Source organism: Xenococcus sp. PCC 7305, assembly GCF_000332055.1.
Taxonomy (GTDB): domain Bacteria; phylum Cyanobacteriota; class Cyanobacteriia; order Cyanobacteriales; family Xenococcaceae; genus Xenococcus.
On record NZ_ALVZ01000232.1, the window covers coordinates 1 to 12,707 of the forward strand.

General features: G+C 37.8%; 10 protein-coding genes. 4 read left to right on the top strand and 6 right to left on the bottom strand.

Translation table 11 applies throughout. The annotated features are described in order from the left end of the window. The first annotated feature begins 155 nt into the window (after positions 1 to 155). On the top strand, positions 156 to 488 hold the full coding sequence (locus tag XEN7305_RS24630) for a hypothetical protein (protein WP_006512266.1): 333 nt from the start codon (positions 156 to 158) through the stop codon (positions 486 to 488). Positions 489 to 659: 171 nt separating this feature from the next. Here the strand turns inward: XEN7305_RS24630 and XEN7305_RS24635 are convergent, their stop codons facing one another. Next, on the bottom strand, positions 660 to 1,745 hold the full coding sequence (locus XEN7305_RS24635; RefSeq protein WP_006512267.1) for a peptidoglycan recognition family protein: 1,086 nt from the start codon (positions 1,743 to 1,745) through the stop codon (positions 660 to 662). Positions 1,746 to 1,888: 143 nt separating this feature from the next. Between XEN7305_RS24635 and XEN7305_RS24640 the strand changes: the two genes are divergently transcribed. After that, the gene (locus tag XEN7305_RS24640) at positions 1,889 to 2,296 is read left to right on the top strand and encodes a hypothetical protein (protein ID WP_238569043.1); all 408 of its coding nucleotides are present in this window, start codon (positions 1,889 to 1,891) and stop codon (positions 2,294 to 2,296) included. A 396-nt stretch (positions 2,297 to 2,692) separates the two neighbouring features. Here XEN7305_RS24640 and XEN7305_RS24650 read toward each other — a convergent pair whose 3' ends face one another. Then, complete coding sequence (locus XEN7305_RS24650; protein WP_006512270.1) at positions 2,693 to 3,673, bottom strand: aldo/keto reductase; 981 nt, start codon at positions 3,671 to 3,673, stop codon at positions 2,693 to 2,695. A 212-nt stretch (positions 3,674 to 3,885) separates the two neighbouring features. Here XEN7305_RS24650 and XEN7305_RS24655 point away from each other — a divergent pair, with 212 nt between their 5' ends. Continuing rightward, on the top strand, positions 3,886 to 4,935 hold the full coding sequence (locus XEN7305_RS24655; protein ID WP_006512271.1) for an AI-2E family transporter: 1,050 nt from the start codon (positions 3,886 to 3,888) through the stop codon (positions 4,933 to 4,935). A 94-nt stretch (positions 4,936 to 5,029) separates the two neighbouring features. Beyond that, a complete protein-coding gene (gene murJ / locus XEN7305_RS24660; RefSeq protein ID WP_006512272.1) occupies positions 5,030 to 6,631 on the top strand; it encodes a murein biosynthesis integral membrane protein MurJ in 1,602 nt (533 codons plus the stop codon). 19 nt (positions 6,632 to 6,650) lie between these two features. Here murJ and XEN7305_RS24665 read toward each other — a convergent pair whose 3' ends face one another. From XEN7305_RS24665 to XEN7305_RS24680, 4 genes are all read right to left on the bottom strand, one after another. Then, positions 6,651 to 7,238 carry a hypothetical protein gene (locus XEN7305_RS24665; RefSeq protein ID WP_006512273.1) on the bottom strand — a complete coding sequence of 196 codons (588 nt, stop codon included), beginning with the start codon at positions 7,236 to 7,238 and terminating at the stop codon, positions 6,651 to 6,653. Beyond that, positions 7,235 to 7,843: a toll/interleukin-1 receptor domain-containing protein gene (locus tag XEN7305_RS24670; protein ID WP_158500455.1), complete on the bottom strand. Its 609-nt coding sequence runs from the start codon at positions 7,841 to 7,843 to the stop codon at positions 7,235 to 7,237. The genes XEN7305_RS24665 and XEN7305_RS24670 overlap by 4 nt, the downstream gene beginning before the upstream one ends. A gap of 199 nt (positions 7,844 to 8,042) precedes the next feature. Next, positions 8,043 to 10,265 (bottom strand): ComEC/Rec2 family competence protein, encoded by a 2,223-nt coding sequence (locus XEN7305_RS24675; RefSeq protein ID WP_006512275.1) that lies wholly within the window; start codon positions 10,263 to 10,265, stop codon positions 8,043 to 8,045. A 177-nt stretch (positions 10,266 to 10,442) separates the two neighbouring features. Next, the gene (locus XEN7305_RS24680; protein WP_006512276.1) at positions 10,443 to 12,602 is read right to left on the bottom strand and encodes a Tex family protein; all 2,160 of its coding nucleotides are present in this window, start codon (positions 12,600 to 12,602) and stop codon (positions 10,443 to 10,445) included. Positions 12,603 to 12,707 lie beyond the last annotated feature (105 nt).

Sequence of the window (12,707 nt, forward strand, 5' to 3'; positions counted from 1 at the left end):
AAACTAGTGGACGCGGGCGTAAATAAGACAACCATCAACGAAGAGCAAAAAGCTGATATATCAAGACTTATTACTCATTACTTATTACTTATTACTTCCGCGCAGCGGCACTAGAGTGCTAAAGGCTCAATAAGATAAAATAAACCTCAGTTTTTATGGTAGAGCAAGACCAGGATTTCCAAAATAAAGTCGAAGATTACTATCGTTTAATGGTTTGGAATCGATGGAGATTTGTGGTTTTTCTTTGGCTAACTTTAGGAAGTTATGGGATTTGGAGTTTGCGCCATGAAATTAAACTTTGGTTAGAATATTTTACTTGGGCAGCGGTACGCTACGGACTCCGGTTTAATATGTTGTCTACTATGTGTCTGGCAATTTGTGTTGGGTTTACTTTATCAACATTGATCTGGCAAAGTCGTAATATTATTTGGGGTTTATCAGACAAGGAAAAATATTATTTAGAACAAAAGGTGAAAGGTAAAGGGTGAAATATGAAAGGTTAAACCCAAAAGCTAAAACCTAAAACCCTGACTGACGGACAGAAGTAGTGGAAAGCAAGATATAGCAGTGTAAAGAGAAAAAGGGAGAGTATTCATGGAAAGTTAATTTTCCACACTGCTAGTTTTCTTAAATTTAATTCAACTCAGTAAATACCTTAATTACAATGCAGCCTTAACAGCTTGACGGATCTCTGCCATTCGAATACTCGTGCCTTCTCCCATTCCGGGGCATGCTGTGTTGAATCGATCACGGTGTCCGATAATTCGAGGAAGATTTCTATTGGGTCTTCCAGGAAATGCTGTTGGTGTTGAAACCGAAACAGTTGGATCTGTAATTCCTATACGCTGGCACAGTCTAATACACAAGGCAACAGCTGAATTGAATTGTGCATCTGTAATTCGGCTTCCGGGTAAATGGTAACTACCATCAAAGGCAATTCCAAAACCATCATTGATTCCATCATGTGCGCCACGTTTGCGATTATAGCGACCTTCATAAATACGACCACTTGGCATAATGACATAGTGATAACCAATATCAGACCAATTATTACCATTCACATGTCCATTGCGGATTTTTCGCATTCTCTGAAATTCAGTTGCTTGACTGGCATTGGGAGATAGTGTCACATTAACAGTGTGATGAAGAGTTATACGCTTGGCGTTGAGGGTCGGAAGACCAGATGGCGTAGATGGTGCGCCCCATACTTGTCGAGTAATAATGTCGGTATCTGTCGTAACGTTAATATTAGTTTGAATCCGCTCTTGATCAGAAACAATTACTTCAAGCAGTCGCTGTCCTCCTTGGGATAAGACAAGTGTTGCTTGCCACTTTCCTCCTTGAACAACAGGAGTAGCAACATCAAATCGTCGATCAATACGAATTAATAATTCTTCTCCATCCTCAAGGTCATCAGCCTCCCCTTCAATAACAAAGGATTCTAATGTTTTAATTTGGGCAGGAAGATTGGTAATGCGAAGACTGGGAGTTGCTACACCAACTTCAATATTCCTGGTTTGGGTCTCGCCTCCAATGGTAATAGTCATTCGACGATCACCAGGAGATAAAAAGACAAAATCAACCTGCCAAGAACCATCATCTGCAACTTGTCCACCCACCGATCTAAATTGGTTATCAATAGTTAGATTAATTTGCTCACCTATTAAGTCATTAGATGTAGTTCCTTTAATAGAAAAAGATTGATTCGTTTCAACCTGATCAGGAATATCAGTAATGGCAATCATAATTATTATTTTTTCTTACAGATTTTGAGGATCAAAAATTTAAATTATGTAGATAAGAGATATTGGAAAACATAAAGGTAACTGGAGTCAACTAATTGAAACGAAACTCAACAATATTAATTATTCTTTTTAAGATTATTTTATTGCTAATTCTTATTGGTTGTAGTAATAAGAGCAAAAAAGAATCTAATATACAATCTTATTTAACGCTAGAACGTAACGAATACATTCCAGTTGAAATCGAGAATATTTCAGAAGATATCCCATTAACTGGCAAAAATCCTAGCAAAATTGCCTTAGCTATATTTGGTTTCAAAGATAATGTAGAAGGTAATTTTCAGGAAGAATTAACAGTTAACACGAATAATCCCAATCAGTTAATTGTCACATTGGCACAAATGGGATTCCCTGACGACTCTGTACGTAACATCCGATATCGAATCGAGTTTATTCCCAAGGACAATCAATGGCATTTAGTATGGGCTGGTTGGCAACAAATGTGTTGGCCAGGACGTGGCTCTCAAGACTGGACTACTGAGCAATGTTTTTAAATATTGACCTAATTGTGAAACGGAAATTAGGACTCACCCGCTTTGAAAATCAAGCCAAAATAGAGGGAAAACCAGCGAAACTGTAGGCCGAAAAAGCTATACTATAGTGTGGTTATTCAGATTCAAGGTCTGAGAACACAAGTAAATCCACATTGTAAGCGTGGTCTAAGCTATCTTAAAATAGGCTTAAGATGGATTAACGGAGTGATTAATAAGGGTTGTACTTTGTTCTCTCCTGTTGCTTTACTGACTCAAGATCCTCAACCTTGTTTTGCCTCTAAGAAAGCTAAAAAGCAATACGATGATGCCATTTTATTCTCTCGAATTAGAGCGTTGAAATGTTCTATTTAAATTTAGCTTTCCTAAAATGTGTCAGGCAGCCAGCCTAAAACCTAATTAAGTAGTCTGAAAAATATTTTGCACCATTGGTTTTTTGACCTTGACCGCAGCCTTGTCTAATTCGGCAATCTCTCCCGAATCCAATTGCCAAGCGATCGCACCAATATTTTGTTTCGCCTGTTCGGGGTTTTTTGCTCCAGGAATCGGAATTGTGCCCTTACTAATGCACCAATTGATTGCTACTTGAGCCATTGTTTTCTCCCGAGATTTGGCCACTGCTGCTAAACAGTCCAAAAGCGATCGCGCTCCTGGCAAGATTTGTTTACAGACCCAACCCCGCAGCCCTGGAGGTAAATTGTCTTTAACCGAATATTTACCTGTCAAAAGTCCTAATGCCAAAGGACTATAGGCAATGAGTTGGATGCCTAGCTCGTCGCAAACTTCTTTTAAGCCCAACTCTGTGACAGGATAAGTTGAGAGGAGAGAATATTGAACTTGTAATGTGGCAATAGTGATACCGCGATCGCGAAATCTTTGGTGAACCTTTCTGAGTCGTTTCGGCCCATAATTAGACAAGCCAACAGCTTTGACCAATCCCTGTTCGTAAAGATCTCCCAACCCATCGAGGAGTTGCCATTCTTGCAGCGGAAAATAGTTGCCCGTTGACCAATGCATTTGTACCAGATCAATATTTTTCCCAAATCTCTGAGCTGAGGCGAGACCGGCTTTGACCATCGCTTTGCGAGTTAGTCGCCAGGGATAGGGAGCGAGTTTGGTTGCAAGGCAAATATTTTCTTGATTAGCCCCTACATATTTACTCGTGAACTTGCCTAGGAGCATCTCGCTACGTCCGTTTAGCTTTCCGGTTCCATAGGAATCGCCCGTATCAAACAGAGTTACCCCATTACTAACGCAGAGCTCAAAAACCTCTTGTAGCTCGTGATCCATTGATTCGTCATAGCCCCAAAGCAAACGATTTCCCCAAGCCCAAGTTCCACAACCCATTTTTGGGATAAATAATTGTTTTTTGGTGTTCATAATATAGTTTTGCTATGATTTAACAAATTTAATAATAAGTTTAATATTGAAGACATTCTTTTTCTATAAGGCGATATTAATAAGCGATCTCATTTCTTCGGCACATCAAAAAACACTTTCTAAAAAATTTATACTAATATTTTTGTCATACAATAACCCTAGCTGTCTTTAACAATCACAAAACTAGTTATTAAAGCCATAAGAAATATTTCATGGAAAACAATTTAAAATCAATTGATTTAGTTATTCGGATTTTTGTTCTTGGGTTAGTGGCTGCCTGGTGTTTTATCTTAGTTCGTCCCTTCATCGCGCTAGTCCTTTGGGCATCAATTTTGGCGATCGCATTGTTTCCTCTCTTTCTTTGGCTAAAGAGCTTGTTAGGGGGACGAGCGAAATTGTCGGCAACTTTAATAACCTTAATTGGGATCGCGATTATCATCGGTCCTGTGAGCTTTATCGCTACAGTTTTAGTCAGTAATATTCAAACTCTTGCCGAAAATGTTTCAGCAGGAACCTTGGTGGTACCGCCGCCTCCAGAAGGAGTTGCCACATGGCCGTTTATTGGCGAATCGGTAAACAATATTTGGCAAGAGGCTGCCGTCAACCTAGGAGCTGTTTTAGATAAGTTTGGGCCGCAAATTAAAGGTATCACTAAAAGTTTGTTGTTGTTGAGTGCCAATACCGGTCTAACTATTTTAAAATTTATTGCTTCTCTCATAATTTCTGCCCTCTTAATGCTCAATGCCGAAGGCATTACCCGTGGGCTGACTCGATTTATGACCAGACTCTCCCCTAACCAGGGACAAGCTTTTTTACAACTTGCAGCGGCCACAGTTCGCAATGTCACTCGCGGCGTTCTAGGAATCGCGATTTTACAAAATCTTTTAATTGGTATTGGTCTGACCGTTGGCGGGATTCCCGCGGCAGGATTATTGTCACTTTTATGCTTGTTTTTGACAGTGATTCAGATTGGGCCGGGTCTGATTGTAATTGCAACCTTGTTTTTTGCCTGGTCAAATATGAGTACTCTGAGTGCAATTCTTTTCACCCTGTGGATGATACCTGCTATGTTGGTGGACAATGTACTTAAACCTATTTTGATGGCATCGGGGCTCTCTGTGCCAATGTTGGTCATTTTGATTGGGGTGCTTGGCGGTACATTTGCCCACGGCATTGTTGGTCTTTTCATCGGCCCTGTTACCCTGAGTGTGGGCTATGAATTGATCAATTCATGGATTAACAGTGATTCTTCTGTTGCTTAGTTCTTCGTGACAAACCCATTAAGCTTGATTTTCCGTTTTAGAAAAATTGATCTAGAATTCCTGTGGAAAGCTCAATCAAATATACCAAAACTCTGTGTCTGCCAATAAAAAATCGTCCCGTTCGTTAGCTGGAATCGCTGGTATTGTTGCGATCGCAACCTTAATTAGTAAAATTTTTGGCTTAGTCAGAGAACAAGTTATTGCTGCTGCATTTGGTGTGGGAACGGTAGCTAATGCCTATACCTATGCCTATGTGATCCCAGGTTTTCTTTTTATTCTCCTTGGTGGCATCAATGGCCCATTTCATAGTGCATTAGTTAGTGTTTTAGCTAAACGAGATAAATCTGAAGCCGCGCCAATTGTTGAAACTGTATCAACCTTAGTTAGTACGCTGCTGCTGCTAGTTACTATAGGGATAATTATTTTTGCCGATCGCATTATTGCGTTTCAAGCTCCAGGATTAGAAGAAGAAGTCAGAAACATTGCCATTCTCCAGCTTCAGATTATGGCGCCTTTGGCCTTATTGGCAGGATTGATTGGTATTGGCTTTGGGACGCTGAATGCTTCTGATAGTTATTGGTTGCCAAGCATTAGTCCCTTGTTTTCTAGTGTGACAATCTTTGTCTGTGTTGGAGTAGTGTTGTGGCGTGTGGGAGAGCAATTAAATACTCCTGAATATATTCAGCTTGGCGCGATCGCTTTTGCTGGAGCAACACTTGTGGGAGCGATTTTGCAATGGCTGGTGCAACTGATTGCTCAATGGCGATCGGGCATGGGCAGATTACGGTTGCGTTTTGATTATCGCATTCCTGGAGTGATGGATGTCTTAAAGGTCATGACTCCTGCGACTCTTTCTTCGGGGATGCTCCAAATTAATGTTTATACCGATTTATTTTTTGCCTCTTTTATTCCTGGGGCAGCCGCTGCAATGCGCTATGGAAATTTTATTGCGCTAACACCTTTGGGTATTATTTCTAACACCATACTTGTTCCTTTTTTGCCGGTATTTTCTCGTTTAACTGCCCCCGAAAATTGGACAGAGCTCAAGATGAGGATTCGTCAGGGTTTGTTTTTGTCAGCCTTGACAATGTTGCCTTTGACGGCAATTTTTATTGCTTTGTCTTTGCCCATTGTGAAATTAGTTTATCAGCGATCGCAGTTCGATGCCGAAGCTTCTAGTATTGTTGCGCCTTTATTATTAACCTATGGCCTGGGTTTATTCTTTTATCTTTCTCGTGATGTTTTGGTTCGGGTTTTCTATGCTTTAGGTGATGGCAAAACTCCGTTTAAAATTAGTATTCTCAATATTTTCTTTAATGTAGTTTTAGATTATTTTTTGGTTAATGCTTTTCAAGCCCCAGGTTTAGTTATGGCAACCATTGGGGTAAATATTATTTCTATGGCCATCTTTTTATGGCTTTTGCATCGTCGCTTGAATGGTTTACCTTTAAGGCAATGGTTTTTATCTTTTTCAGGATTAATTGTGGCCACAATTTTGGCAAGTATTGGTGGTTATGGCACTAGTTGGGTTTGGGAAACTTATTTGGGCAATGATAATATTTTGTTTTTGTTATTGGAGTTAGGAATTGCTAGTTTAGTTTCTGTGACGATCTTTTTCGTGGCGGCGATTCCTTTGAAGTTACCAGAGTTACAAATGCTCGGCGATCGGATTCGCCAGAAATTGGGTAGGAAGTAAATGATAAATGATAGTTCGTCTATCGAGATAATTCATTAATTTCAGTTGAGTCTTCAGGTTTCTCAAGGAGGATTTGAATAATTCTTGAAAGTTTAGTATTTGGGAAAGCTGGCGTAACAGTGAAGATAACTATGGCAACCAATACTGAGTAGATAAAAGTTGCGACAATACCTGCACATACAGATACGCAAAACTTAGTATTATCTTTAACGATTTTCTCAATAGGTTTTACGAAGTTTTCTTGAGAAATTTGACTTACATATTCTTCAAGAATTTCATTTAATGATTTTTCAGATTGCTTGCCAAGATTTTCTACCATGTCACTATTTTCATCTTGGAAGGATCTAATTATAGTTTTAATCTGCTCATCAGAGGGAGCAACCCCTTCATCCCTTGTATATTTTTCAATAAACTGATGCTTATGAAGCGAATACTGCGCATATGCCACCATTGCTGACAAACGAGAAAAATCTGATTTGTCTTTACCAGATAGCAAAATTGAAAAAACAATGGCATCTTCATTTCCTACTGCTGCCCATGAATTTGTCCTTGGATTTATTCCAGACTTGTTAAGCTGAGATTCTTTATCATCATTAGATTCAATCATTCTTTATTACTTTCTAATTCTCTCTCAGCCTGGATAAAAATATTTTCTTCCCCACCATAGAAAATATTATAGTTTTCACTATTTTTTTCTGTCAACCAAATGGGCCGTTTTGAAAATCTTTTTTTTATATTGATTTTCTTATCTGGATTGTGAACGATTTCTTCAATTAATTGCAAAAGCTTTTTTAAATAAGTATCTTGCTGATTTTGAGATAATGAACCCAATGGCTGGGATAAATTCAAAAAATCATGGTTTAGTAGATTTTGTTTGTTGAGCTGCGTACTTAGAGCAAGAGCTTCGAGGTGAGTTGATTCAACAAATATTGGAATGACTTGAGTGCAATTTTCTTGAGCTACTTTAAGAATAGAAGTAAGTTCAGATTTACTAAGAAAATTTGATGCCACGTATGATGGACTAATCAAAACAATAGTAATATCGGCTAATTCTATAAATTGCTTGATTTGTTCATCCCAATTTTGACCTGGCAAAATATCCATATCTGATAAGACAATTATCTCCCCTGAGTTCACAAGAGGTTCAAGGCAGGTGCGTATTTTTTTGACCCATATATAATCTTTTCGACTGTAGCTAATAAATACGTTCACAGTGCTATCCTCTGTTTTCGCGTTTCTCAAATTTTTGACTCTTTTAAAGTTTGTCCAGTCAGTTGGCCAAATTAAGTAAATTGTATTCTCTGATTTTATCAACATCTAAAAGGTAAATATTGTCTAAGTCAGATTTTTTATCGGAGCCTCTTATTAAATTCTTAAAAAACTGTTACAATAAGGTTGATTCTTGCAGCTCTCACCCCGCGAAGCGGATATCTTCGAGATTGCGGAATAGTTGAGTATCAAAACCAGAGTCTGGTTGCCAAATAATTGCCCCATCTCTATCGATTCTATAAATAGTTACCAAAGAATTAGTAGAATTAAACTCTCCATCAGACACAATCGCTGTCTGAACACCTAAGCTATTCAACCAGGAAGATTCTAAGTTATTGCCCCACCATAGCAATGTGGAAATATCATGTTGTTGGATATATTCTTGGATAAAGGATAAAGTTTCTGCTGTCGAGTTTATCACTAATAACCAATCTTGATTATTAATTTCTAATGCAAATATATTTTGGGAAACTAGAAATAGTTTTGTAGAATTAGCGGTAATGCTATTGTTAGTTTCTAATTGTTGCCAATTTGGCTCTGTATCAATTAATGAACTTGGTTTAATACTTCTTGTGAATTCACTTGTAAATAATTTGGTGTCAAAAGTGACATTGTAACCAATATTATTAATTCCTTGATGAGACAAAAAGGGAAGCAGATTATATTTGATAGTTGTATCCGGAATCTGGCTATCATTAATCACTATTATCTCGCCGCAGTCTTGAATGACAATGATGGGATTTGGTTTGGTTGCAAGAATAGTAACCTGAACTAGATTGAAGTGACTATAAATAATAGGAAGGATGATTAAAGTCATAACTGACAATAAGATATAGTGCCAGTATTTTTGTAGCCTTTTGTTGATCCAGACTAGACAAATTACCCCATAAATTAAAATTAATAGCCCCAGAGATATCTTGCCAATGGCAAAAACACTTCCTGGCAAACTAGTAAAAAACCTAAGTATTGCGACTAAAGTTAAGATTGGATAGTATAAAATCCAAGATACTATACTTCCCAATAAGGGAAAAATCAAAGCAGCAAATCCACTGATCATCCCACCTAAGCTAATAACAGTTACCAAAGGAGTGGTGATAATATTAACCAAAATACTATAGGTGGCAATACTATTGAAATAGTAAGTTACTAGAGGTAAAGTCCAAATAATAGCTGCTAAAGGAAAGGCGATCACGATCGCAAATGTCGGTGGCATCCAGTCAAGTCTCTTCTCAATAACAGGTGCTGTAACCAATAACCCCAAAGTAGCCAGAAAACTTAGTTGAAAACTTAAACTCCAAATCCACAAAGGATTAACTAACAAAATAATTACGGCCGATACTAATAATGCACCTTGGGGTTTGACTTTTCCGCCCATTGCTGTGGCAATTAATACCGCCAAGCCCATTAATCCAGCTCGGATAATTGAAGGAGAAAATCCTGTAAGAGACAAATAAATAAGTAATATCATTGTCCCAAGAATTAGTTTTAATTTTGCAGACAAAGAATTCGTAAGCTTGAGTATTACCCCTAATAATAGAGAAACATGAAAACCCGAAGCCGCTAAAATATGAGCCAAGCCTGCGGTGATAAATAAATTACGAATATCTTCTGGAAGATCTACCGCTCTTCGGCCTAAAACTATGGAGCCTAACAATTGCCCTAGAGGACTACCTAAAGCTTTTACCTGAGCGCGAATAATTCTCCTGCGTAGTTGCCACCAACCAAAATTAGGCTGGGAATTACTAGTATTAAAATCGATTGATAATCCTTTTAAGCCAGCGAAGATACCTTGATGATGAAGATAAGTTTTAAAGTCAAAAGTACCAGGATTCTTCGGAGATCTGGGTTGATATAAAACCCCCTTTATCTTGACAATTGCTCCTGGATAGATTTGATTTTCTGGTAATAAAGGAACTGTGACATATAATTTTCCTGATACTGTATCTTCTATGTTTAGTTCTTCTTTCTCTAATAAACTTACAGTTTCAGCTTGCAACCAAAACTTAAGTTTTTGATTACCAGATAATCTTGGCTCCTTGATAACTTGACCTGTAACCAATACTACTTGCGATTGCTCTGATGTTATTTGATAACTAATATCATCGACTTGAGGGGAAGGAATTCTAAGTTGAAAATAGATTACGGCAATCAAGGCGATCGCATAGGCAATCAACCAAATTTTTAGTTTAACTTTTAGGTATTTGGGCAGGGTAAAACTACTAAAAAGAGATAACACTCCCAAGCTAATTGCAACAATAACTAAATCTAACCAGGAAGGTTCTAAAGTATCAAAATAGAATAGCCCTGTGGCAAGTAAACCTACTATATAAGCTAAAGTAATAACAATCCAATCAGCTTTATTCATCTATATTGATTTATTAAGCTCAATCTCAAACCAATATAACTTGCTAATTGATAATTGAAGGCAGAGGGCAGAGGGCAACCCTAAAGGATACCGCTTCGCATAAAGGCAGAAGTGTTGAATCTACTTCTTTCATCTTCCTTCAAGGGCGAAGCCCGATAACCGCCAATTACCTAAGTTTTATTTAAAGTTCATTGATAAGCCGATTCTCTGCAATTTTTCATTTATTTCTAAAACTTTAACTTTAACTACTTCTCCCACCTTGACTATTTGTTTTGGATCTTCAACGAATCTATTAGCTAGTTGGGAAATATGCACTAATCCATCTTGATGCACTCCAACATCGACAAAAGCCCCAAAATTCACCACATTAGTGACAATTCCCTCCAAAATCATGCCTTCTTTGAGGTCTTTAATTTCATTAATACCTTCTTGAAAAGTTGCATATTTGAATTGTTCTCTAGGATCTCTTCCTGGCTTTTCTAATTCTGCGATCGCATCTTTAATTGTTGGTAAGCCAACTTTCTCACTGACAAATTGTTTGAGATCAAGAGTCTTTAGCTTAGCCTCTGCTTTACTAATCTCCTTTACCGGAATATTTAAAACTGTAGCCATCTGCTTAATTAGTTGGTAACTTTCAGGATGAACCCCTGTATTATCCAGAGGATTATCCCCATTGCGAATCCGTAAAAAACCTGCTGCTTGCTCAAAAGTTTTGGCTCCGAGCTTAGCTACTTTCAATAATTCCTTACGATTTTTAAAAGCACCTTTCTCATTGCGATAGGCCACAATATTATTTGCGATCGCACCACTAATTCCCGAGACAAAAGTCAGTAATTCAGTCGAAGCTGTATTTAAATCAACCCCTACATAGTTAACACAACTTTCTACCGTTTCAGCTAATTTCTTTTTCAGTAGTTTTTGTTCTACATCATGTTGATATTGACCGACTCCGATGGATTTTGGATCAATTTTGACCAACTCGGCTAAAGGATCTTGTAATCTTCTGCCAATACTAATCGCACCCCTAACCGTAATATCTAGATCGGGAAATTCTTGACGAGCTACATCACTCGCAGAATAAATCGAAGCCCCAGATTCATTCACAATTACTTTAATCGGCTTAAGATCCAATTCTTTAATCGATTCTCCGATAAACTGATCTGTTTCCCGAGAAGCTGTGCCATTACCGATCGCGATTAACTCGATATTATATTTACTAATAAAATCTTGAACTATTCGTTTTGCTTGCTCTCGTTTTTGGGTTCCTGAATGGGGAAAGATTGCTTGGTATTTAATAAATCTACCTGTTTCTGAAAGCGCGGCAACCTTGCAACCAGTCCGAAAACCAGGATCAATAGCCAAAGTTGGTTTCATTCCCGCAGGAGAAGAGAGTAAGAGATTCCGTAAATTAGTCTCAAAAGTTTTAATAGATTCTAAGTCTGCATATTGTTTGCGATCGCTACGAACCTCCCTAACCAAAGAAGGCTTAAGTAAACGATTAAAAGCATCTTTGAGCATAGCTCGATAGAAATTTTTGATGATAGTGCTTTTCGTTAGAATTTCTTGTCCTTCGAGATAAGCCATAACCTCCTCTTCTGCAATCTTAATATCCACTGTTAAAATTTTCTCAGCCTCTCCACGATATAAGGCCAAAATGTTGTGGGGAGGAATTTTCGAAACAGCATATTGATATTTCCGATACATCTCATATTTTGTACTGCCTTCAGGAAAATCTTTCTTAATTTGGGAAACAAAAACTCCTTTTTTGAACAAATAAGCTCGTAAATAAGCTCGAATCTCCGCCTTATCAGCTACAGCTTCAGCCAAAATATCAGCAGCGCCTGATAAAGCATCATTGGCATTCTCAATGCCTTGGGATTCATTTATATATTCTTGTGCTACTTCTTCGAGGGATACTGTTTTTGCTTGAGGATGATTGAGAGATTGGATAAATTTGGCCAAAGGTTCTAATCCCTGTTCTCTGGCAATACTAGCCCGAGTGCGACGCTTTGGTTTGTACGGCAGATAAATATCTTCAAGGTCAGTTTTGTTGAGACAAGATATGATTTGGTTTTTTAATTCTGCTGTCAGCTTATTTTGACTGGAAATTTTTTCGAGTATAGTTTCTTTGCGTTTTTCGAGTTCCGTGAGATAGGTATAGCGCTCAAAAATATTTCGTAATTCCAGCTCATCAAGAGAACCAGTTCTTTCTTTGCGATAACGAGCAATAAAAGGAATCGTTGCCCCTTCTGTCCATAATTCTAAGGCGTTGTTAATATTTTGCTGTGCGATAGAAAATTCTTGGGCAATGATTTGAGAAATTATCACTGAATTCATAAAGAAAATTTTAATTTAATAGTTCTATAAGGGCAAGTATCGTTTAGGATCAACTCGTTTTAGTTGGCTACTTCATAGTTTAGTTATTGAAAAGCTATATTACCT

Bases quoted from the DNA above. Each gene is read 5' to 3' on its own strand.
- XEN7305_RS24630 (WP_006512266.1), top strand. From the start codon at position 156: ATGGTAGAGCAAGACCAGGATTTCCAAAATAAAGTCGAAGATTACTAT.
- XEN7305_RS24635 (WP_006512267.1), bottom strand. From the start codon at position 1,745: ATGATTGCCATTACTGATATTCCTGATCAGGTTGAAACGAATCAATCT.
- XEN7305_RS24650 (WP_006512270.1), bottom strand. From the start codon at position 3,673: ATGAACACCAAAAAACAATTATTTATCCCAAAAATGGGTTGTGGAACT.
- XEN7305_RS24655 (WP_006512271.1), top strand. From the start codon at position 3,886: ATGGAAAACAATTTAAAATCAATTGATTTAGTTATTCGGATTTTTGTT.
- XEN7305_RS24665 (WP_006512273.1), bottom strand. From the start codon at position 7,238: ATGATTGAATCTAATGATGATAAAGAATCTCAGCTTAACAAGTCTGGA.
- XEN7305_RS24675 (WP_006512275.1), bottom strand. From the start codon at position 10,265: ATGAATAAAGCTGATTGGATTGTTATTACTTTAGCTTATATAGTAGGT.
- XEN7305_RS24680 (WP_006512276.1), bottom strand. From the start codon at position 12,602: ATGAATTCAGTGATAATTTCTCAAATCATTGCCCAAGAATTTTCTATC.